The sequence below is a fragment of the Ochrobactrum sp. A-1 genome (assembly GCF_022488005.1).
Classification (GTDB): domain Bacteria; phylum Pseudomonadota; class Alphaproteobacteria; order Rhizobiales; family Rhizobiaceae; genus Brucella.
Genome location: NZ_JAKVQC010000004.1, coordinates 842,107 through 862,223 on the forward strand (window position 1 = coordinate 842,107; position 20,117 = coordinate 862,223).

The following is a 20,117-nucleotide window of genomic DNA, read 5'->3' on the forward strand; positions in this document are numbered from 1 at the left end:
CTTTGCACATTGGAATAGCGTACCGAGCCGGATTGAGAGAAAGGGCTATGTTGCCTGATCATTCCGTTTTAGATTTCCCGCAACTTCGAATCGCGAGGAAATCATGGCTCTCAAAGTCGCGGTCCAGATGGACCATATCAGCACGGTGAACATTGCAGGCGATACCACATTCGCCCTTTCGCTCGAGGCGCAGAAGCGCGGTCATGAGCTTTACCATTATACGCCGGACCGGCTTTCGATGCGTGACGGCGTCGTTTCCGCCCGCTTGGAAAAAATGGAAGTGCGCGACGTCAAGGGCGATCACTATTCGCTGGGCGAGCCGACCCGCCGTGACCTTTCGGAAATGGATGTGGTGCTTCTGCGTCAGGACCCGCCCTTCGACATGAACTACATTACCACAACCCATCTTCTGGAGCGGATTCACCCGAAGACACTGGTGGTCAATGATCCGGCCTGGGTGCGCAATAGTCCCGAAAAAATCTTCGTGACAGAGTTTCCTGACCTGATGCCGGAAACACTCATCACCAAGGACCCGCAGGAAGTCATGGATTTCCGTCGCGAGTTCGGCGACATTATTTTGAAGCCGCTTTACGGCAATGGCGGTGCGGGCGTCTTCCATCTGGCCGATGGTGACCGCAACCTGACCTCGCTTCTGGAAATGTTCGGCCAGCTCTTCACGGAGCCGTTCATCGCGCAGCGCTATCTGAAAGACGTGCGCGCTGGTGACAAGCGCATCATTCTGATCGACGGCGAACCCGTCGGCGCGATTAATCGTGTGCCGTCGGAAACCGATGCCCGTTCCAACATGCATGTTGGTGGGCGTGCGGAACAGAGCAAGCTGACGCCGCGGGAACGCGAGATTTGCGAACGCATTGGCCCATCGTTGAGGGAGCGTGGCTTCATCCTGGTTGGCATCGATGTGATCGGCGATTACATGACCGAAATCAACGTTACCTCTCCAACTGGTATCCGCGAAATCCAGCGTTTCGACGGGACCAACATTGCGGCCCTGTTCTGGGATGCGGTCGAAGCCAGGCGGTAGGAGCCGACCCAAATTTGTTCTCTTAACGTTCTTGAACTTGCCGCTCGTCCGTGCTTAACTCTCTAAGTTGTATTTGAGTTTTTACTCACTTAAGAGATGTATTGCGTGGCGAGCGGGGGAACATGGTCGCGCGGGTTGGAACAGTTGCTTTTCAAGGCATAGAAGCTGTGCCTGTCGACGTGCAGGTGATGGTTGCACCGGGCAAGATGGGCATGTCCATTGTCGGCTTGCCGGACAAGGCCGTGGCAGAAAGCCGGGAGCGGGTGCAGGCGGCGTTGCACGCCTCTGGCCTTTCCATGCCAACCAAACGGGTGACAGTCAATTTGGCACCTGCCGATCTGCCGAAAGAAGGGTCGCATTATGATTTGCCCATTGCTGTCGGGCTTATGGCGGCAATCGGCGCCATTCCAGCGGATGCGATCCAGTCCTATCTCGTTCTGGGTGAACTATCGCTCGATGGTTCGATAACACCAGTGGCAGGCGTCCTGCCTGCTGCAATCGGTGCGAACCGGGACGAGAAGGGGCTCATCTGCCCTTATGCTTGTGGGCCGGAGGCAGCCTGGGCGGGTGCCGACATCGATATCCTTGCTCCGCGCAGTCTGATCGCCCTTGCCAATCATTTTCGCGGCACACAGGTTCTGACCCGGCCGGAACCATCCATGCGGATTTCTGGTGAAACGGAACTCGATCTTGCCGACATAAAGGGACAGGAAACCGCCAAGCGTGCGCTTGAAATCGCGGCTGCGGGCAATCACAATCTGCTGCTCGTCGGACCGCCGGGATCAGGCAAATCCATGCTTGCTCAGCGATTGCCGTCCATTCTGCCTCGCCTTTCTCCGCGCGAATTACTGGACGTATCGATGATTGCCTCGATTGCGGGTGAGCTTTCGGGTGGAAAACTGTCAGATCGCCGTCCGTTCCGGGCGCCGCATCATTCAGCCTCAATGGCGGCAATGGTTGGCGGCGGGCTGCGTGCAAAGCCCGGCGAGGTATCGCTTGCGCATAGTGGCGTGTTGTTTCTGGACGAGTTTCCGGAGTTTTCGCCGCAGGTTCTGGATTCGCTGCGCCAGCCGCTCGAAACCGGCGAATGCCTCATCGCTCGCGTCAATCACCGAACCAGCTATCCGGCGCGCTTTCAGTTGATTGCTGCCATGAATCCTTGCCGCTGCGGCATGGCGGGTGAACCGGGGCATGTCTGTGCTCGCGGGCCGCGTTGCCAGTCCGACTATCAGGCCCGCATTTCAGGCCCGCTTCTCGACCGTATAGACTTGCGGGTGGATATGCCCGCCGTGTCTGCTTTCGATCTCATCAAGCCATCCCAGTCGGAAAGGAGCGAAACGGTTGCGCAACGCATCGCACGTGCCCGTGCGGTCCAGACCCTGCGTTATTCAGCCCTCGGTCTGGAACCTTCCATGACCAATGCCTATTGTTCGGCGAAACTTATAGAGGAAGTTGCTGAGCCGGATGCGGCAGGCCTCAAGCTTTTGCGCGACGCGAGCGAACAGATGCGGTTTTCCGCCCGTGCTTATCATCGCATTCTGAAAGTAGCCCGCACGCTTGCCGATCTGGACGCCAGCGACAAGGTCGGTCGCATACATCTGGCCAGCGCCATATCTTATCGCATGGGCGCAGAAAGGCTGGTTTCCGCAGCATAAGCTGCCGCGCAAGCCATTAACGCGGTGCTATCGGCTTCCAGTGATAGAGGACAGCATCGGCGTCGCTTGAGTAGCACCAGTAATGCCCCTGATAGGGCTGATCATACTGGCGGCTGATCGGAAGTCCGGCCAAGAAGCAGAGAAGCAGCGTAGCTGCGCCACCATGGCCGACGATGGCGATATCGCCAGAAGTTCCAAGCCGCTTCACTGCTTCGAAGCCTTCCACAATGCGCTGCTGTACGTCAATGGCTCGCTCCCACCCGCAAATGCTTGTTTCGGGTGCTGAAAAGAACCGGTTGGTGACAATCTCGTGTTGTTCGGCGGGCAAAAAGCCGGTGGCGCTTCGGTCGATTTCATTAAAACTGCGATCTGTTGAGGGAACAATTCCCAGAACACCAGCCAGAATTTCAGCAGCTTCCATTGCCTTTGTTTCCGTGCTGGACCAGATCGTCGTGATGGATTGCACTTCCGGTTGGCTAGCAAAGAAACGCATCCGTTCAATGCCACGCTCTGACAGGTTCCACGACGGAACAGGTTTTGCTGGATCGATCACGACTTCCGGATGGGAGATGAAGTAGATTTTTGTCATGCGTGGTCCTCAATAGCTACAACCTTGTAAGCCACAGGGCATGAAATGCGCCCTGTGGTTATTCCATCGGTTCATATCCCGAATGTTACAAAGCCGTTCTCGTCGATGGGCCAGGCCGGGTTCCAGGCAATTTCCCAGGCGTGATCGTCGGGATCGGCGACATAGCCGCGAAAGCCTCCGTGGACTGGTGCATCAGCAGACCGCAACAGTTTGCCACCGGCTGCAACCAGCCGGTCCATGAGTGGCGCAACATCAACTTTCTGTTCCACATTGTGCGCTAGGGAAAATGCGCCGGGCTGTAGAAGACCGCCGCGATTCATATCGACTTCGAGGGAGGCTTTCAGAAAGGTTCCGAGAATGAAACCGTTCATCTGGTAGAAGATGATTTCTTCATTTTCAAAAACGGGCACCCAGCCGAAACCCTCGGCGTAGAAGCGACGCGAGCGCTCAAGATCGGCGATACCAAGTGTAATGACGGAGATTTGCTGTTTCATGACCAAGACCTTTGTTCTCCAATGCACCATTGCATCGGAGTGGAAGGTCAAGGGACTCGACGCATATACCGAAAAGAAAGCAATTGCGAAGGCCAGGACCCGCTTTGCAACGGGGGTCGGGCTAACCGCACCGACCTCTCCTTTTTAGACCCGGAATGAATAACACATTCCGGGACCATCTTCAAAATCAATCGGGACGTTTCGATATCAGTGCACTGCGCCGACGAGAAGATTGTCCGGGCCTTCGATCGTGACCCAGCGACCGGTATCACTGGCGGCCTGACGTTTCAGATAGGTATAATCCGTCTCGTTCCAGCGCATGACTTCGTCGGTCAGATTGTCGAGAACGAAGTCGCCACGATCCGTGCGAACGGTGAGGACCGCATGGCCTTCGCCGTCCGGCTTGCGAACGACAGTGATCAGAAGATCGGTAATCGGGATGCCTGCCTTCTGCAATTCACGCTGCTTCAGCAATACGTAATCTTCGCAGTCACCAACGGTGGTCGGATAAGCCCAGTATTCCTCAACGCCGTAGATTTCCATGTCGGTCATCGGCTTGATGCTTTCATTGACCGCAAGATTGATCTCGACGATGCGCTGCCAATTCGAGTGGTTGAGCTGCAGTGCGCGGGTGTCGCGGCTGGTGATGCCGCATTCCTTGGCTTCGCGCTTGCAGAATTCATAATGTCCGATCGGCTGCGAGGTCAGCTTGCCGGTCTGCATGAAGTCGCCGGAGGCGGCTTGTGCACCAAAGCTTGCCATCAGCAGCGAAGCGGCGAAACCGGCGGCTGCCATAATCTTTGTGGTCGAGCGAACAACGCAAAACATACTCAACGCCCTTTGGCTTTCGCCAGTTACTCATTTATTAACGAAACGTTAATGGCTGAAATACTCCGGAGTCAATTCAGTTCGCCTCGGGGTCGCTCGACTTCTTAATTAATGGTTAATGAGGGTATTCTTAAAAAATGCAATTAGTGATTGAATTTGTAAGCTTTTCGAAGCGGATCGGGCGGTGAAAATCACTCATAATTTTGCCACGGTCCGGGCGCTTGTCTTTTGCCTCGAATAAGCCAATTGTTGTTGTTCGACCGGATCATAACGATCCATTTGCAAAGGCCAAAAGATGACAGGCGCAACGACGCGCAAGGCCACGGCAGACGACATAGATGCGCTCATGCGCATCGAAGAGCGCTGTTTCGAGACAGACCGAATTTCCCGCCGTTCATTTCGCGCCCTCATCGCGCGACCGACCGCAGAAACCATCGTTGCAACAATGGAAGGGACCGTCATCGGCTATGCGATGATCCTGTTTCGTCATGGCACTGCACTTGCACGGCTTTACTCGATTGCTGTCGACCCGGAGGCCAAGGTCAAAGGCATCGGCTCTCTCCTGTTGCAGGCGGCGGAAACGGCAGCTTACGACCACGACCGTCCGTTGCTGCGGCTGGAGGTGCGCGAGGACAACGAACGCGCCATCGCACTCTACAAGCGGCACGGTTATCGCCCCATCGGACGCTATCTCGACTATTATGCTGATCATTCGGATGCGCTACGTTTCGAAAAGACGGTTCGCGGGGAGATTTCACCGGTCACAGCTTTCCCTTACTACGAGCAGACGACCGATTTTACCTGCGGTGCGGCTTGCCTGATGATGGTGCTTGCCCGACACAATCGGGAGACGCGGCTCGATCCCGTGCTGGAAGTCCGCCTTTGGCGCGATGCGACGACGATCTATATGATGTCGGGGCCGGGCGGCTGCGAGCCTTTCGGACTTGCGGTCGCTGCGCATGAGCGCGGTCTGAAAGCGTCGATCATCGTATCCATCGAGGACATGCTTTTCCTGCAATCGGTGCGTTCGGAAGAAAAACGCAAGATCATGCAACTGGCCCAGACTGACTTTCGCCAGCGTACGGAAGCCTATGCTATCGCGGTGGATTATCGTGGTTTCACGCTGCACGACATTCTGGACGCTCTGCGCCGCGGGGCGGCAGTAATCGTGTTGATCAGCGGCTATCTTATGTTCGGCAAGAAAGTGCCGCACTGGGTGCTGGCCCATGGTGAAGACGGGCGCCACATTCTCATTCACGACCCCTGGGTGGAGGAAGAGCTCGGCGAAACCATCGCCGATGCTGCAAACGTCCCTGTTCCCTTCCATATTTTCGACCGCATCGCGCGGTTCGGCAGTGATGGGCTCAGGGCAGCCGTTATTCTGGAAAAAAGGACGGACTAATGACGATCTGCGTCATTCTGGTAGGGCGCCTCTCGGATATCGATAATGGGGCGACGCCGCACAAGGTCATGACCACGCGCGACTATCTCGCGCATCCCGCGCTGTTCAATGGACAGTTGCGCCCACGCATCATCAACCTGTCGCGCTCCTATGCCTATCAGAGCCGCGGCTATTACGCTTCGCTTCTGGCCGAAGCGCGGGGGCATCGCATCATTCCCTCCGTGGAAACCATGATCGATCTGTCGGAACGGCGGCTTTATGAAAACGCCATTCCCGAGCTCGAAGACATGCTGAACAAGGCACTCGGCAAGCATCCGGAAAAAGCACCGGAAACGATCCATGTGCATTTTGGCCTTGCCGATAATCCCGAGTTTGAGCGGTTTGGACGGTTGCTCTTCGACTGGTTTCGCGCGCCGTCGCTGGAAGTCACGGTCAAATCCGGTGAATGGGCGCGGATCCAGAAGATCGGCTTTGCGAATATCACCAAGTTTACCAAAACGCAGAAGGAACGCTTCGAGGACGCACTTGATCGCTATACCCAGCGTGAGTGGCGCGCAGCACGCCCAAAGGTTCCAGCCCGCTACTCCTTCGCAACTCTGTGCGATCCGAAGGAGGCTATGCCGCCGTCTACCGTCTCGACGCTGAAGCACTGGGCGAGGATAGCGGCCCGGCTCGGGGGGGAAGTCGAGCCTATCGGCAAGCGCGATCTGCCGCGGCTTGCCAATTTTGACGCACTATTCATCCGCGAGACGACGTCGATCTCCAATCATACTTACCGGTTTGCCCGGCGGGCGCAGCAGGAAAACATGCCGGTGATCGATGATCCGATTTCCATGATCCGCTGCACGAACAAGGTCTATCTGCACGAACTGATGCAGGCGAACGACGTGGCGGTTCCGCCGACGGTGATGATTGCAGGCGAGGAGGATCTGGAGCGCGCTGCCGATGTGCTCAACTTTCCGATGGTGATCAAGATACCGGATTCGTCATTTTCGCGCGGTGTGAAGAAGGTGAAGGATTTTGCCGAATTGAAAGCGCTCGCCACTTTATGGCTGGAGGACAGCGATCTCCTGCTGGCGCAGAAATACATGCCGACGAAGTTCGACTGGCGCGTCGGCGTTCTCGACGGCAAGCCACTTTTCATCTGCCAGTATATGATGGCAAAAAATCACTGGCAGATCGTCAAGCACGATACGGGCGGCAAGCCCCTGGAAGGCGGGTTTCGTTCCTATGCGCTGGGCGATGCGCCGCCGTCGGTTCTGGAAACCGGGCTGCGCGCGGCACGCTGCATCGGTGACGGACTTTATGGCGTCGATCTCAAGGAAACGGACGACGGCGTGGTGGTGATTGAGGTCAACGACAATCCCAATCTTGAACATGGGATCGAGGATGCTGCCGAAAAGGATGAGGTCTGGATCAAGCTGACCCGCTGGTTCACCGACCGGCTGGATCGAAAATAAATCCAGCCGTCGAGCGAAGCTTCGCCGAAATCAAAGCGGCGTAAAGCAGACCTTGGTGTGTCCTGCGCCGATGAAACCGAGCCGACCTGCGGCACCCTTTGACAGGTCCAGAACGCGTCCTTTGATGAATGGGCCGCGATCATTGATGCGAACGACGAGCGACTTGCCGTTTCGTTGATTGGTAACCTTGACCTTGCTGCCAAGCGGCAGGGTGCGGTGCGCTGCGGTCAGACCGGATGGGTTCATACGTTCACCCGAAGCCGTGCGGGAAGTGAGGGCGTACCAGGAGGCACCGCCGCATTGCTGTGCTGAAGCCTCGATTGCGGTGGCCGCGAGAAGACCGGTTGCCGCAACGGCAAGCATAGCCATACGGGTCTTGAAAGTCATGCCAGATCCACTAGTTGTTAACGGGATGTCTCACAGTTGTTGCTGAGAAAGACAATTGCGAACTGGAATCTAAATGTGGCGCTGACGTGGTTCGAATGAGAACATTGTACGATAACTGAATCTATATCGTGTCGGGAAAATCATCCTATACTGATCGTTGTTTACTTAAAGGCATAAACATAACCAAGGAATATTAGGAAAGATTTGGCGTTGTTGCTGTAAAGCTGTTTACGATTCGTTAGGAATCTGCGGCAGGCCTTTGCTATGCCTTGTTTTCGCGTGCCGATTGCAAGAAAATCTGCTTGCCCGGTTCCCGATGGGACGAGCCCGGTTTACAATTTTTATTTGTATGGCAAGTTTTCAGCTTCAGCGGCAAAGTTGATGAAATAAGGCATTTCGGGGGCAAAATTGCAATTTATGACTGTGTTTTACAATTCATTACCAGTCTCAAAAGTTATCCACAGGGGCGGAAAGGCCGTGGGATGACGTTTCTTTGCCCGGCAAGAGCCTGCACGAGGGTGCTAGAATCCTGCTATAAGCATCCGGATCAGACGATGGAAAACCATGCAGGACCACCCCGACAAAGACAGAACCGAAACCGCTTCACCCGCAATTTCAGCGAGTAAGCGGATATTCTATCTTTGCCTCGGCTTTCTCATGCTTGGACTTGGCATTATTGGTGCTTTCCTGCCGGTCATGCCGACTACGATCTTTATCATTTTTGCCGCGTGGTTTTTTGCACGGTCATCGCCAAAGCTCGAAGCGCGTTTGCTTGCCAATCAGCGTTTCGGTCCACTTGTCATCAAATGGCGCGAGCGCGGAGCCATCCCGCCGCGCGCGAAGCTTTATGCCTGTATCGGCATGACGGTCGGCTATGGCTTGTTCTGGTGGGGGGCGAAGCCTGATTGGCTGCTGGCAACAGCAGTAACGATCTTCATGCTCGGTTCCGCAGCTTACGTGCTTTCGCGTCCGAGCGAATAACAGCTTCAACCACGCCAGCGATCACGGTAAGAGTGGCAGATTAGAGCATTTCCAGCAAAAGTGCGAAGCGGTTTTGCGTAGGATAATGCGTAAAAACAATGAGATAGAGCGGCTCCACGATTCCGCTTTAACTGGAACCGCTCTAAAATGGGGAGTCGCCAATGTCCTTGCCTGCCGTCAATCCACTGATCAATCTCCTTTCCGCACCGCCCATCCCGGCGGTTCAGGCCTGGGCGCGGGACTATGACGGGTCGCATGGCGCGCTTATTGACCTCTCGCAGGCAGTTCCCGGTTACCCTCCGCATCCCGATATGCTGCGCTTTCTGGGTGAGGCGGCGGGATCGCTGGCTTCCGCCGGTTACGGTCCGATTGAGGGTGAAAAGGTTTTGCGCGGGGCTTATGCGGCGCATGTAGGTCAGCTTTATCGCGCGCAGATCGATGCCGCCAACGTCCATATCACATCCGGTTGTAATCAGGCCTTCATCGCCGCCATCATGTGTGTGGCGCAAAGTGGCGATACGGTGCTGACCACCGATCCGTTCTATTTCAATCATCGTTCATCGCTGGACATGCTCGGCATCGCTTCTGGCTCAATGCCCTGCAATGCCCGGAATGGTTTCATCCCTGTCGTGGAGGACGTTCGCGCTGCGCTTCGTCCGGGTATCACGGCGCTGGCACTTGTTTCCCCGAACAACCCAACCGGGGCGATTTATCCGGCGGGGCTGTTGTCGGAAATCTATGCTTTGTGCCGCGACAATGGGACATGGCTCATTCTGGATGAGACCTATCGCGATTTTCTGGCTGATGCCAACGAACCGCCGCACCGGCTGTTTGACGAGACGGATTGGCCGTCGCATCTGATCCAGCTTTACAGCTTTTCAAAATCGTTCTGCATTCCGGGACACCGGCTTGGTGCAATTGTTGCGGGCCAGGCGATGGTCGAGAATGTCGCAAAAGTCATGGACAATCTGCAGATATGCGCAAGCCGTGCGCCGCAGATTGCTGTCGCACGCGCTATCGAACCTTTGACCGGCTGGCGTGACGATAATCGCGGCGAGATTGCAAGGCGCGCCTCTGCATTGCGGTCAGTCATGGCCAATATCGAAGGCTGGCATGTGGAGGCGGTCGGAGCCTATTTCGCTTTTGTGCGTCATCCTTATTCGGATGTCTCATCGGTTGAGATTGCCGAGCGCCTTGCGAAGTCGCTCGGCATCATCACTTTGCCAGGCCGGTTCTTCGGTGAAGGACAGGAAGCCTTCCTGCGCTTTGCCTTCGCCAATGTCGATGTTTCCGGCATCAAAGCTCTTGGTGCTCGTTTGCCGCATTTTTAGAGCCCAAAATATTTGCCGGTTCAAGGCGCGGCAAAACCCCACAAAATCAATGGCAAGCGGCTCTGATACAAACCTGTAACAATAGTGTCATATGAATGTAATATAGAGCGCGTAGAGGGCTAACGACGCCACATCGTCATATGTCTTTTACAACAGGAGCCGCAGCTCATGAACAAGATGATTTCCTCGACCGCAGCGCTTGCCATCGCTGCCGTTATGTCGATTTCCGCCGCTCAGGCGCGCGATCAGATTCAGGTTGCCGGTTCCTCGACCGTTCTGCCTTATGCGAAGATCGTCGCCGAGACCTTCGGTGAAACCTTCCCGAACTTCAAGACGCCGGTTGTTGAATCGGGCGGCTCGGGCGCAGGCATCAAGGAATTCTGCAAGGGCGTCGGCGAAAACACCATCGACATCGCCAATGCATCGCGCGCCATGAAGGACTCGGAACTGAAATCGTGCATCGACGCTGGCGTCAAGGACGTTCAGGAAGTTCGTTTCGGCTATGACGGCATCGTTTTCGCAACCGACGCAAAGGGTCCGGATTGGAAGCTGAAGCCGGAAGATGTCTACAAGGCTCTGGCCGCCAAGCTGGTCGTAGACGGCAAACTGGTCGACAATCCAAACACCAAGTGGAACCAGGTCAATCCGAACCTTCCAGATTGGGATATCGCCGCCTATATTCCGGGTGAAAAGCACGGTACCCGTGAAGTTTTCGAAGAAAAGGTTCTTGCTGACGGCTGCAAGCACTCCGGCGCTCTGGACGAAATCAAGAAGGCCGGTCTCGACGACAAGGCTGCCGCTTCGGCCTGTATCGCAGTTCGCAAGGACGGCAAGGCTGTCGACATCGACGGTGACTATGCCGAAACTCTCGCTCGCATTGACTCGAACAAGACCGGCGTTGGCGTTTTCGGCCTCTACTTCTTCGAAAACAATGCCGACAAGCTGAAGGTCGCCACCGTCAACGACATCACTCCTTCGGCTGCAACCGTCGCCTCGGGCGAGTATCCGGTGTCGCGCCCGCTGTTCTTCTACGTGAAGAAGGCTCACCTCGGCGTTATCCCCGGTCTCAAGGAATATGTTGAGTTCTTCCTGAACGACCAGATGATCGGTCCTGACGGCCCGCTTGCCGAATACGGTCTGGTTCCGGCTCCGGATGCAGAACGTGAAGCGCAGCGTGCTGCCTTCTCCGAAGGCAAGACGATGGCCGCGAAGTAAGTTTTGATCTGTGGAACGCGGGGATGACAAATCTCCGCGTTCTTCTCCTTTCGCGCCTTTGCACTAAGACAGGCGCATTCGCGTGGAACGGCATAAGGGTGGAAGCTGCACCTGCTGGTCCAAATCATCAGGGCAACCGGGGAAATTGAATGTCCTTCTTTCTGGTTCTCGTCAGTATCGTTGCAATCGGGCTGATTGGATTCTTCATAGGCCGGCAGCGTGCCGTTGCACTGGACAAGATCCAGTCTGCTTCCGCGCAAGCCTCGCGGACCGAGAAAATGCATTCCCGCCCGCATTATCATGGCTGGTGGGTTTTCCTCGTTTCTGCGTTGCCTGCAGTTCTGTTCCTCGCTGTTTGGGCCGTTGGAACGTCGGTTTATCTCGATCACAGTGCGACCGCGCGTCTGCCGGACGCCATTGAGGACGGTTCTTTCACCAATCGCAGCCTGCAGCTTGGCATGGTGCGTGGTCTGGCCAACGGTCTTGACCGGCTGACGCCTGCCGAACTGGAAAGCTTTCCATCGAATTATCAGGATGCTCGCACGCTTCTGGCTTCCAAGGGCGTAGCGCTCGCGACCGAAGGCCAGGATTACATGGTGCCGATCGCGCTCTACCTGAAAAGGGCAACCGCGCTGACGCATACCATCGGTTCCGCCGTTTCTCTGGTGATCGCGGTCGCTGGCCTGATCTTCGGCCTTTCCACGATCAGCCGCCGTATGCGCGCGCGCAACAATGTCGAGCGTATCGTTCTCTGGGGGCTGATCGCCGCATCCGGTATCGCCATTCTGACGACTGTCGGCATCATCTGTTCGATGCTGTTCCAGACTATCAGCTTCTTCCAATCCGTTTCGCCATGGGATTTCTTCTTCGGCACGGTGTGGGATCCACGCTTTGCCGCAGCCGGTTCAGGTGGCGAAACAGGCCAGTTCGGTCTCATCCCGCTTCTGGCGGGTACGCTCTATATCGCGCTTGTGGCCATGCTGTTCGCCGTTCCGGTGGGGCTGTTCTCGGCAATCTATATGGCGGAATATGCTTCGCCTCGAGTGCGCACGGTTGTAAAGCCGGTCCTCGAGCTGCTGGCCGGCATCCCCAGCATCGTTTACGGCTTCTTCGCCCTAGTGACTGTCGGACCTTTCTTGCGCGATCTCTCGATTGCCATTGCAGGCGGGCAGGGTTTCATCATGGCACAGAGCGTTCTGACCGCCGGTCTTGTCATGGGCGTGATGCTCATCCCCTTCGTGTCCTCGCTTTCGGACGACATCATCACTGCCGTGCCACGGACCTTGCGCGACGGTTCGCTGGGTCTTGGAGCAACCCGTTCTGAAACCATCAAGCGCGTGGTCCTTCCAGCTGCTCTGCCGGGCATCGTCGGCGCGCTTTTGATGACCGCGTCGCGCGCCATCGGCGAAACCATGATCGTGGTTCTGGCAGCAGGTGTTGCGGCACGCATCAATATCAATCCATTCGAGGCGATGACCACCATCACGGTGAAGATCGTCAACCAGCTCACCGGTGACCTTGAATTCAACTCGCCGCAGACGCTGGTGGCCTTTGCACTCGGCATCACGCTTTTCGTCCTGACGCTGATCATGAACATCTTTGCGCTGCACATTGTGCGCAAGTACCGGGAGCAGTACGAATAATGACCGATACGACTTTCAACGCCAGCGGCACGACGGCACAGCCAACACGCCGCGATATCGGGATCAAGCGTCGCTACGCCGCAGAACGTCGCTTCCGCTATTACGGTATTGCCGCGATTGCAATCGGCGTATTCTTCCTGTGCGCGCTCCTGTTTTCGGTCTTTTCCAAGGGCTATACAGCCTTCTGGCAGACGACGCTTTATCTGCCGGTCAAGCTCGAAGAAAAGGTGATCGACCCAAGCAATAAGCGCGCGACCGATCCGAACGTGCTAATCACGGCCAACTATCCGCTGCTGGTGCGCAATGCGCTGGCCGAAAAGCTGGGTGTTGCCACGACAGACCGTTCGGCAATGCGCGATCTTGGCCGCTTCTATTCGGACGGCGTGCGCATTCAGCTGCGCAAGATGGTGTTGGACAATCCATCGCTCATCGGTACGACGCAGACTGTTCCGGTTCTGGCGGGCGCTGACATCGATTCCGCCTTCAAAGGGCAGATCGACCTTTCCGTGCCGGAGACAAGCCGCAAGGTTTCTGACCGTCAGGTTGCCTGGATGAAAACGCTTTCGGAAGAGGGCGTCATGAAGGAGGCCTTCAATACCGGTCTCTTCACCTTCGGCGCTTCCAGCCGCCCGGAAACATCCGGTCTTGGTGTTGCGCTGGTCGGCTCTCTCTACATGATGCTGATTGTTCTCGGCCTGTCGCTACCGATCGGCGTCGCCGCTTCGATCTATCTGGAAGAGTTCGCCAAAAAGAACCGGTTCACCGACATGATTGAGGTGAACATCAATAATCTGGCGGCCGTGCCATCCATTGTGTTCGGTCTGCTCGGGCTTGCAGTCTTCATCAACTTCTTCGGCCTGCCGCGTTCTGCGTCGTTGGTCGGCGGTCTGGTGCTGACGCTGATGACGCTTCCCACTATCATCATTGCAACGCGCGCCGCTCTTCGTGCAGTGCCGCCTTCCATCCGCGCCGCAGCTCTTGGTCTCGGCGCATCGAAAACGCAGATGGTGTTTCACCATGTCCTGCCGCTTGCCGCACCCGGCATCCTGACCGGCACGATCATCGGGCTCGCCCATGCGCTTGGTGAAACTGCTCCGCTTCTGTTGATTGGCATGGTGGCCTTTGTTGCGGACGTACCGTCGACACCGATGGACCCGTCGACGGCTCTGCCGGTGCAGATCTATATGTGGGCAAATGAAGCAGAACGCGCCTTTGTGGAACGCACGTCAGGCGCTATCATTGTCCTGCTTCTGTTCCTTGCCGTGATGAATATTGCAGCAATCATTCTGCGCCGCCGCTTCGAGCGCCGCTGGTAAAACGGGAGTCGAAAGCTATGAATCTGATGACTGAACGATCTCTCGAAAAAGCCGTAGGAGAAAAAATGAACGCCAACGCCAATTCCATAAAGATGCGCGGCGACAAGGTCTGCGTATTTTATGGCGAGAAGCAGGCGCTGTTCGACGTCGATCTGGATATCCAGGAAAAGATGGTCACGGCGCTGATCGGACCTTCCGGTTGCGGCAAGTCCACTTTCCTGCGTTCGCTCAATCGCATGAACGACACGATTGAAGGCTGCAAGGTTGGCGGCAAGATCACGCTCGACAATGAAGACATCTACGATCCGAAGATCGATGTCGTCGAACTGCGCGCCCGCGTTGGCATGGTTTTCCAGAAGCCGAATCCGTTTCCAAAGTCGATCTATGAAAATGTCGCCTATGGCCCGCGCATTCATGGTCTCGCCCGTACCAAGGCAGATCTGGAAGAAATCGTTGTGACGAGCCTCCAGAAGGCGAGTTTGTTCGAGGAAGTGAAGGACCGCTTGCACGATGCGGGCACCGGCCTTTCTGGTGGCCAGCAGCAGCGCCTCTGCATTGCACGTGCGATTGCCGTGAGCCCGGAAGTGATCCTCATGGATGAACCGTGCTCGGCACTCGATCCGATTGCAACCGCAAAGGTGGAAGAGCTGATCGACGAACTGCGTCAGAACTATACGATCGTCATTGTTACGCACTCCATGCAGCAGGCCGCCCGCGTTTCGCAGCGTACCGCCATGTTCCACCTCGGCAATCTGGTCGAAGTGGGTGACACGGAAACCATGTTCACCGCGCCGACCGAAAAGCGCACGCAGGACTACATCACCGGACGCTTCGGCTAATCCGGAACTGCGCTCAAACAGATAGACAGTGCGGCTTCCCCGCAATTTATATTACGAGGTCTACTATGCCGTCTCAGCATACCGTTCGCTCCTACGATGAGGAATTGAAGTTTCTCACCCATAAGATCGCCGAAATGGGCGGACATGCGGAACGTATGGTCGAGCAGTCGGTCGCCGCTATCGTCAATGCGGACAATGCGCTTGCACAACGCGTTATCTCCGACGATCTCATACTTGATGCCAGTGAGCGCGAGATTGACGACAAGGCCGTGATGATTATCGCCAAGCGTCAGCCTATGGCCGTAGACCTGCGCGAGATCATCGGATCGATCCGCATCTCCGCCGATCTGGAGCGCGTCGGCGATCTGGGCAAGAATATTGCCAAGCGTGTTGCCGCCGTTTCGGAATCGCGTCAGCCGGTAAAGCTCTATCGCGGGCTTGAAACACTGGCCGAGCTGGCGCTAACCCAGCTCAAGGATGTTCTCGACGCCTACGCGTCGCGCTCGGTGCAGCAGATCAATGTCGTTCGCGACCGCGATGACGAGATCGATGCCATGTACACGTCGCTGTTTCGTGAATTGCTGACTTACATGATGGAAGATCCGCGCAACATTTCTGCCTGCACGCATCTTCTGTTCTGCGCGAAGAACATCGAGCGCATTGGCGATCATGCAACCAATATTGCGGAGACTGTCTATTACATTGTGACCGGCCTGCAAATGCCGGCCGAACGACCGAAAGAAGACCTGAGCCACGGTATTGTCGTGGATGAGGCACGTAAACCCTGAACTACAGCCAGCCGGACCTTGGTCCGACGGGTGGGAATGAGTGAATAGCGCGGCGGCACGCGGTCGATTGGGGGAATTTTATCCACCGCCCGCCGAATTTGGATAGGGAAATACTGGATGTCACAGGCACCCAAAATCGCTGTGGTAGAAGACGAAGAGGCGCTGAGCGTGCTGCTTCGCTACAATCTTGAGGCAGAGGGCTATCAGGTCGATACGATGCTGCGCGGCGACGAGGCCGAAATCGCCTTGCGCGAGAACGTGCCGGATCTGCTTATCCTGGACTGGATGCTACCGGGCGTATCGGGCATTGAGCTTTGCCGTCGTTTGCGCCAATGGCAGGAAACGGAGCGTCTGCCAATTATCATGCTGACGGCGCGTGGCGAAGAAAGCGAACGCGTGCGCGGCTTAAGCGTCGGTGCGGACGATTATGTCGTGAAGCCATTTTCGACGCCAGAGCTTCTGGCTCGCGTCAAAGCGATGCTGCGCCGGTCTAACCCGAGCATTCTTTCGCACGTGCTGAAAGTGGGCGATCTTGTTCTCGACCGTCAGCAGCATCGTGTCTACCGCAAGGAGAAGGAAGTCCGTCTCGGACCGACGGAATTCCGCCTGCTCGAGTATTTCATGATGTCGCCCGGGCGCGTGTTCTCGCGCAGCCAGCTTCTGGATGGCGTCTGGGGGCCGGACATCTACGTCGATGATCGCACGGTGGATGTTCATGTCGGGCGGCTGCGCAAGGCGATCAATGTCGGTCGCGCGCTTGATCCTATCCGCACCGTTCGGGGTGCCGGTTATTCTTTCGGATGACCGACGCCGTTATCTGCGGCTTCGAGCACTGAACTTGTCTGACCCGTTACGGTTTCTGTGGCGGGTCGCCTTTTGTTTAAGGGCGAGCTTTGCAAGGTGCGAGATCGTACTCGTCCGATTCGCATTGCAATAACCCAAAACGAGTGTGAAAAGCCTCATCTCACGCGATGTTACAAGTGTGTTTCCAAAGTTGACGGATGGCAACGGAACCGGCCTGAAAACAGAAATTCTGCAGAACATTTGAACCGCCACGAATGTGTATGCAAAAAATGTACAAGCAAAAGCGAATTAAGGCAGGGATATGGCGTGTATTGTGAGAGTTTGAATCTCGTTAAATCAATATCTTACCTGAATTCCCAGTTCTCGTTAAGAAATTATTAATATATTTAAAGGGCTTGTAGGCACATTCGCGATCTCGATTCGGAATTGTTTTAGGACTTTTCAGCGGTCTCCAGCATTGTTGGGATTTGACCTGTCGCCTTTTTTTGGCCTAAAAATTCCAAAACCTTGAATTCGATTGAGCGACAGTAGGGCGAGTAATTTTGATCTTCGTCCTCTTTGACTTGCACCGCAGTCAGACGTTCGCGCGCATCGTTCCAGATGTGTTCGCCTGAATGGATGACTGGATCAGTTAAGGGTCCTAACATGAGACTGAGCCATTGACGCGCGCCGCGAAGTGGAAATTGCCCGTTCTTATCGGGCTGGTGGTTGCGCCTTTCGTGGTGACCGGTTGCACGACGACCGGAACCTCGGGAAAAGCCAATTCGGAAAAGACGGCGGCAAGCCACGTCAAGTCCGTCAATGGCGTAAAGACCTACACTTACACCGCACGGGACAAGAATTGTCTTGAACGTGCGATGTTCTTCGAATCCAACCGTTCAAGTTCCGACGGTCTTCTGGCTGTCGGCACGGTTGTTATGAATCGACTCGCTTCGGGTCGTTATCCGGATACGATTTGTGGTGTCGTCGGTCAGAAGAACCAGTTTGCACCTGGTGTTCTTTCACGCCAAATGAATTCCAAAGCGCTGCCGGATGTTCAGGCCGCCGCCGATGCAGTGCTCAAAGGAGAACGGCATCCAAAGTTGAAGAATGCCATGTTCTTCCACACGGCGGGTCTGAAATTCCCTTACAACAACATGCATTACGTGCTCGTAGCCGGTGGAAATTCCTTCTACGAGAAGCGCAATCGCGACGGCTCGCTGCAAAACCCTGTCCCGCAGGAACCATACAATCTCGCAATGGCCTATTCACCGCAATCACCATCCCTTCCGCAGGACCCGTCTTATGACGTGACACTGCCGCAGACGGGCCCGAATCCGGGAACGGAGCCAACGGTTCAGGTGGCGCTCGCGGAAGCTGTGAAGGCTCAAAGTGTAGAGCAGAATGTCGGTGCCGGTCCGCAGGCTCGTGGCGACCGCTTGGCGCGTCATCGCGGCGTAGCGGCACCTCAGCAGGAACCGCATATGCAGGTGGCCTCCTACCAGCCGCAATTCGATACGACGGCTCCGCAACCGACATCGCTCGGCTATGCTCCTGCAAGCCAGAAGCAGGCTGACGCCATCGGCGCACTTCTTCTGTCCCAGGACCGTCCCGAAGCGCCACTATAAGAAACGCTCTTACAGTCGGACAATCTGAAACGCCGGTCTGGTTCAATCCGACCGGCGTTTTGATTTCCTGATTGACTGTTGTCGCTTTCCAGTGAGGGGCTCAGCGGTAGATCGGTCGATAGATCACCATCGGGGTGTCGTAGAAATCGACCTGATTCTGCCAGGCACGCCTGTCAGCTCTGCGATCGAGGTCCAGTCGCATCAGGCAGTTGGCAAAAGCGTCGGTATTGGCCTTGAAGCCATAGCTGCGGCAGGTCTGTTCGTCAGCGGCACGGCGTTGTTCCGGCGTCATGCTCACGCACCCTGCCAGAAGGCCGGTAACGCCCAGCAAGATAAGCACTTTCTTATTCATTACTGTCTGCTTTCTTCTGCACTGACCGCAGATTTACTATAACGCAAAGGCAGGAAAAAAGGTGGTGAAATTATGCCGTCTGATAAACTGCCGGTGATTCCACATCCAAAGAGGTCTTCCACCCATGGCTCATGAACAGTTGAACCCAATCATCGATCCGGTGAAACTCGAACGTCTTGCGGAAGTCGCCGTTCGCGTTGGTCTGCAATTGCGCGAGGGGCAAGATCTTGTCATTACCGCGCCAGTCGTGGCCTTGCCGCTGGTTCGCCTTATCGCCAAGCACGCCTACAAGGCCGGGGCCGGACTGGTAACGCCGTTCTTCGCGGATGACGAAATGGCGCTTGCTCGTTACGAGAACGCATCCGATGCGAGTTTCGACCGCGCGGCAAGCTGGCTTTATGAGGGTATGGCGAAGGCCTATTCGGATGGCGCTGCGCGTCTCGCCATCGCCGCCGACAATCCGATGCTTCTTTCCAGCCAGGACCCTGCCAAGGTTTCACGCGCCAACCGGGCCAATTCGAAGGCCTATCAGCCGGCTCTCGAGAAGATCGCCGGTTTCGACATCAACTGGAACATCGTCTCCTATCCCAATCCGGCATGGGCAAAGCTCATGTTTCCGAACGAGCCGGCGGACATCGCGACCCGCAAGCTGGCCGATGCGATCTTCGCGGCTTCGCGCGTCGATGTGGACGATCCGATTGGCGCCTGGTCGGCGCACAATGCAGCGCTTCGTACCCGCACCCGTTTCCTGAATGGCAAGGCATATAGTGCCCTGCATTTCAAGGGCCCGAGCACCGATCTGACGGTCGGGCTTGCCGACGGTCATGAATGGCACGGCGGCGCGTCTACGGCGAAGAATGGTATCACCTGCAATCCGAACATTCCGACGGAAGAAGTGTTCACTACACCTCATGCGCTGCGTGTCGAAGGCTATGTGACGAGCACCAAGCCTCTGTCGCATCAAGGCACGTTGATCGAGAATATTGCGGTTCGCTTTGAAGGCGGACGAATTGTCGAGGCGAAGGCAAGCCGCGGTGAAGAAGTGCTCAACAAGGTGCTGGATACGGATGAAGGTGCCCGTCATCTGGGTGAAGTGGCACTGGTTCCGCATTCATCGCCGATCTCGCAGAGTGGGCTTTTGTTCTACAACACCCTGTTTGACGAGAATGCCGCAAGCCACATTGCACTCGGCCAGTGCTATTCCAAGTGCTTTATCGACGGCGCAAAACTGACGCCGGAACAAATCAAGGCGCAGGGCGGCAATTCGAGCCTTATCCATATCGACTGGATGATCGGCTCTGGCCAGATCGACGTCGATGGCATCAACGCGGACGGAATCCGCGAGCCGGTGATGCGCAGTGGTGAATGGGCCAACTGATTGTCG

The 20,117-nt window shown here is 56.1% G+C and carries 20 protein-coding genes; 15 read left to right on the forward strand and 5 right to left on the reverse strand.

Annotated elements, in window-relative coordinates; all coding sequences use genetic code 11:
* Positions 1 to 103 precede the first annotated feature (103 nt).
* Both gshB and MKS82_RS13635 read left to right on the forward strand, forming a co-directional pair.
* Positions 104 to 1,042: a glutathione synthase gene (gene gshB, locus MKS82_RS13630; RefSeq protein WP_109987057.1), complete on the forward strand. Its 939-nt coding sequence runs from the start codon at positions 104 to 106 to the stop codon at positions 1,040 to 1,042.
* A 122-nt stretch (positions 1,043 to 1,164) separates the two neighbouring features.
* Positions 1,165 to 2,697, forward strand: coding sequence for a YifB family Mg chelatase-like AAA ATPase (locus tag MKS82_RS13635; protein WP_109987058.1), 1,533 nt, complete (start codon positions 1,165 to 1,167; stop codon positions 2,695 to 2,697).
* A 16-nt stretch (positions 2,698 to 2,713) separates the two neighbouring features.
* On the opposite strand, the gene MKS82_RS13640 is transcribed toward MKS82_RS13635, so the two are convergent.
* Positions 2,714 to 3,286: a histidine phosphatase family protein gene (locus MKS82_RS13640; RefSeq protein ID WP_109987059.1), complete on the reverse strand. Its 573-nt coding sequence runs from the start codon at positions 3,284 to 3,286 to the stop codon at positions 2,714 to 2,716.
* A gap of 71 nt (positions 3,287 to 3,357) precedes the next feature.
* Complete coding sequence (locus tag MKS82_RS13645; RefSeq protein ID WP_109987060.1) at positions 3,358 to 3,780, reverse strand: VOC family protein; 423 nt, start codon at positions 3,778 to 3,780, stop codon at positions 3,358 to 3,360.
* On the opposite strand from MKS82_RS13645, the gene MKS82_RS13650 reads away from it, so the two are divergent.
* A complete protein-coding gene (locus MKS82_RS13650; RefSeq protein ID WP_240578921.1) occupies positions 3,779 to 3,928 on the forward strand; it encodes a hypothetical protein in 150 nt (49 codons plus the stop codon). The genes MKS82_RS13645 and MKS82_RS13650 overlap by 2 nt on opposite strands.
* Before the next feature lie 59 nt (positions 3,929 to 3,987).
* On the opposite strand, the gene MKS82_RS13655 is transcribed toward MKS82_RS13650, so the two are convergent.
* On the reverse strand, positions 3,988 to 4,608 hold the full coding sequence (locus MKS82_RS13655; RefSeq protein ID WP_109987061.1) for a transglutaminase-like cysteine peptidase: 621 nt from the start codon (positions 4,606 to 4,608) through the stop codon (positions 3,988 to 3,990).
* A gap of 295 nt (positions 4,609 to 4,903) precedes the next feature.
* Here MKS82_RS13655 and MKS82_RS13660 point away from each other — a divergent pair, with 295 nt between their 5' ends.
* Positions 4,904 to 6,010 carry a peptidase C39 family protein gene (locus MKS82_RS13660; protein ID WP_109987062.1) on the forward strand — a complete coding sequence of 369 codons (1,107 nt, stop codon included), beginning with the start codon at positions 4,904 to 4,906 and terminating at the stop codon, positions 6,008 to 6,010.
* Positions 6,010 to 7,470 (forward strand): RimK family protein, encoded by a 1,461-nt coding sequence (locus MKS82_RS13665; RefSeq protein ID WP_109987063.1) that lies wholly within the window; start codon positions 6,010 to 6,012, stop codon positions 7,468 to 7,470. Before MKS82_RS13660 ends, MKS82_RS13665 begins: the two co-directional genes overlap by 1 nt.
* 30 nt (positions 7,471 to 7,500) lie before the next feature.
* Here MKS82_RS13665 and MKS82_RS13670 read toward each other — a convergent pair whose 3' ends face one another.
* Positions 7,501 to 7,857: a septal ring lytic transglycosylase RlpA family protein gene (locus MKS82_RS13670; RefSeq protein WP_006468123.1), complete on the reverse strand. Its 357-nt coding sequence runs from the start codon at positions 7,855 to 7,857 to the stop codon at positions 7,501 to 7,503.
* A 564-nt stretch (positions 7,858 to 8,421) separates the two neighbouring features.
* Between MKS82_RS13670 and MKS82_RS13675 the strand changes: the two genes are divergently transcribed.
* The 9 genes from MKS82_RS13675 (at position 8,422) to MKS82_RS13715 (ending at position 18,381) form a co-directional block, all read left to right on the forward strand.
* A complete protein-coding gene (locus tag MKS82_RS13675) occupies positions 8,422 to 8,838 on the forward strand; it encodes a YbaN family protein (RefSeq protein ID WP_109987064.1) in 417 nt (138 codons plus the stop codon).
* A gap of 167 nt (positions 8,839 to 9,005) precedes the next feature.
* Positions 9,006 to 10,169, forward strand: a complete 1,164-nt coding sequence (locus tag MKS82_RS13680; RefSeq protein ID WP_181394261.1) for an aminotransferase — start codon at positions 9,006 to 9,008, stop codon at positions 10,167 to 10,169.
* Between the two features lie 168 nt (positions 10,170 to 10,337).
* Positions 10,338 to 11,384, forward strand: coding sequence for a PstS family phosphate ABC transporter substrate-binding protein (locus tag MKS82_RS13685; RefSeq protein WP_109987066.1), 1,047 nt, complete (start codon positions 10,338 to 10,340; stop codon positions 11,382 to 11,384).
* A 149-nt stretch (positions 11,385 to 11,533) separates the two neighbouring features.
* Entirely contained in the window at positions 11,534 to 13,027 is a 1,494-nt protein-coding gene (gene pstC / locus MKS82_RS13690) for a phosphate ABC transporter permease subunit PstC (RefSeq protein WP_109987067.1), read from the forward strand.
* On the forward strand, positions 13,027 to 14,343 hold the full coding sequence (pstA, locus tag MKS82_RS13695) for a phosphate ABC transporter permease PstA (RefSeq protein WP_109987068.1): 1,317 nt from the start codon (positions 13,027 to 13,029) through the stop codon (positions 14,341 to 14,343). The genes pstC and pstA overlap by 1 nt, the downstream gene beginning before the upstream one ends.
* 65 nt (positions 14,344 to 14,408) lie before the next feature.
* Positions 14,409 to 15,182: a phosphate ABC transporter ATP-binding protein PstB gene (gene pstB / locus MKS82_RS13700; protein ID WP_235969060.1), complete on the forward strand. Its 774-nt coding sequence runs from the start codon at positions 14,409 to 14,411 to the stop codon at positions 15,180 to 15,182.
* Positions 15,183 to 15,247: 65 nt separating this feature from the next.
* Positions 15,248 to 15,970, forward strand: a complete 723-nt coding sequence (phoU, locus tag MKS82_RS13705; RefSeq protein ID WP_006468129.1) for a phosphate signaling complex protein PhoU — start codon at positions 15,248 to 15,250, stop codon at positions 15,968 to 15,970.
* A 117-nt stretch (positions 15,971 to 16,087) separates the two neighbouring features.
* Positions 16,088 to 16,774, forward strand: a complete 687-nt coding sequence (gene phoB, locus MKS82_RS13710; protein WP_109987069.1) for a phosphate regulon transcriptional regulator PhoB — start codon at positions 16,088 to 16,090, stop codon at positions 16,772 to 16,774.
* Positions 16,775 to 17,433: 659 nt separating this feature from the next.
* Positions 17,434 to 18,381, forward strand: coding sequence for a cell wall hydrolase (locus MKS82_RS13715; RefSeq protein WP_109987071.1), 948 nt, complete (start codon positions 17,434 to 17,436; stop codon positions 18,379 to 18,381).
* A gap of 100 nt (positions 18,382 to 18,481) precedes the next feature.
* Here MKS82_RS13715 and MKS82_RS13720 read toward each other — a convergent pair whose 3' ends face one another.
* Positions 18,482 to 18,733 carry a hypothetical protein gene (locus tag MKS82_RS13720; protein ID WP_109987072.1) on the reverse strand — a complete coding sequence of 84 codons (252 nt, stop codon included), beginning with the start codon at positions 18,731 to 18,733 and terminating at the stop codon, positions 18,482 to 18,484.
* A 124-nt stretch (positions 18,734 to 18,857) separates the two neighbouring features.
* Between MKS82_RS13720 and MKS82_RS13725 the strand changes: the two genes are divergently transcribed.
* The gene (locus MKS82_RS13725; RefSeq protein ID WP_109987073.1) at positions 18,858 to 20,111 is read left to right on the forward strand and encodes an aminopeptidase; all 1,254 of its coding nucleotides are present in this window, start codon (positions 18,858 to 18,860) and stop codon (positions 20,109 to 20,111) included.
* Positions 20,112 to 20,117: the final 6 nt, after the last annotated feature.

Coding starts and splice junctions, on each gene's coding strand:
- gshB (WP_109987057.1), top strand. CDS start 104: ATGGCTCTCAAAGTCGCGGTCCAGATGGACCATATCAGCACGGTGAAC.
- MKS82_RS13635 (WP_109987058.1), top strand. CDS start 1,165: ATGGTCGCGCGGGTTGGAACAGTTGCTTTTCAAGGCATAGAAGCTGTG.
- MKS82_RS13640 (WP_109987059.1), bottom strand. CDS start 3,286: ATGACAAAAATCTACTTCATCTCCCATCCGGAAGTCGTGATCGATCCA.
- MKS82_RS13650 (WP_240578921.1), top strand. CDS start 3,779: ATGACCAAGACCTTTGTTCTCCAATGCACCATTGCATCGGAGTGGAAG.
- MKS82_RS13645 (WP_109987060.1), bottom strand. CDS start 3,780: ATGAAACAGCAAATCTCCGTCATTACACTTGGTATCGCCGATCTTGAG.
- MKS82_RS13655 (WP_109987061.1), bottom strand. CDS start 4,608: ATGTTTTGCGTTGTTCGCTCGACCACAAAGATTATGGCAGCCGCCGGT.
- MKS82_RS13660 (WP_109987062.1), top strand. CDS start 4,904: ATGACAGGCGCAACGACGCGCAAGGCCACGGCAGACGACATAGATGCG.
- MKS82_RS13665 (WP_109987063.1), top strand. CDS start 6,010: ATGACGATCTGCGTCATTCTGGTAGGGCGCCTCTCGGATATCGATAAT.
- MKS82_RS13670 (WP_006468123.1), bottom strand. CDS start 7,857: ATGACTTTCAAGACCCGTATGGCTATGCTTGCCGTTGCGGCAACCGGT.
- MKS82_RS13675 (WP_109987064.1), top strand. CDS start 8,422: ATGCAGGACCACCCCGACAAAGACAGAACCGAAACCGCTTCACCCGCA.
- MKS82_RS13685 (WP_109987066.1), top strand. CDS start 10,338: ATGAACAAGATGATTTCCTCGACCGCAGCGCTTGCCATCGCTGCCGTT.
- pstC (WP_109987067.1), top strand. CDS start 11,534: ATGTCCTTCTTTCTGGTTCTCGTCAGTATCGTTGCAATCGGGCTGATT.
- pstA (WP_109987068.1), top strand. CDS start 13,027: ATGACCGATACGACTTTCAACGCCAGCGGCACGACGGCACAGCCAACA.
- pstB (WP_235969060.1), top strand. CDS start 14,409: ATGAACGCCAACGCCAATTCCATAAAGATGCGCGGCGACAAGGTCTGC.
- phoU (WP_006468129.1), top strand. CDS start 15,248: ATGCCGTCTCAGCATACCGTTCGCTCCTACGATGAGGAATTGAAGTTT.
- phoB (WP_109987069.1), top strand. CDS start 16,088: ATGTCACAGGCACCCAAAATCGCTGTGGTAGAAGACGAAGAGGCGCTG.
- MKS82_RS13720 (WP_109987072.1), bottom strand. CDS start 18,733: ATGAATAAGAAAGTGCTTATCTTGCTGGGCGTTACCGGCCTTCTGGCA.
- MKS82_RS13725 (WP_109987073.1), top strand. CDS start 18,858: ATGGCTCATGAACAGTTGAACCCAATCATCGATCCGGTGAAACTCGAA.